General features: G+C 72.3%; 1 pseudogene. It reads left to right on the top strand.

Annotated elements, in window-relative coordinates:
• Positions 1–339 (top strand): annotated as a pseudogene (locus tag OEB96_RS00195) (hypothetical protein); the annotation flags it as partial.

Genomic DNA, 339 nt, shown 5'->3' on the forward strand with positions numbered 1-339 from the left:
GGCGCCGACTTGGCCGGCCAGGACTGCATCTCGCAGGGCTTCGCCGGCGGTGGCGTGCTGGCCTGTGATGCGGCGTGTGGATTCGACACGTCGATGTGCATCCCGGGCGGCGGCGCAGGAGCATGCTGCTCGGCCAACGGCACTCCGGGCTGTGAAGACCCGGGCTGCGAGGCGGCCGTGTGTGGGCTGGATCCGTTCTGCTGCAGCAACCAGTGGGATGGGATCTGCGCCGACGAGGCGCTGGTCGAGCCGGCGTGTGCGGGCGTGAGCGACTGCGGCGCTGGTGGCGTGTGTGGCAACGGCGTGGCGGAGGCCGGTGAGGCCTGCGACGGCGCCGAC

The organism is Paraliomyxa miuraensis, assembly GCF_026337845.1.
Classification (GTDB): Bacteria; Myxococcota_A; Polyangia; order Nannocystales; family Nannocystaceae; genus Paraliomyxa; species Paraliomyxa miuraensis.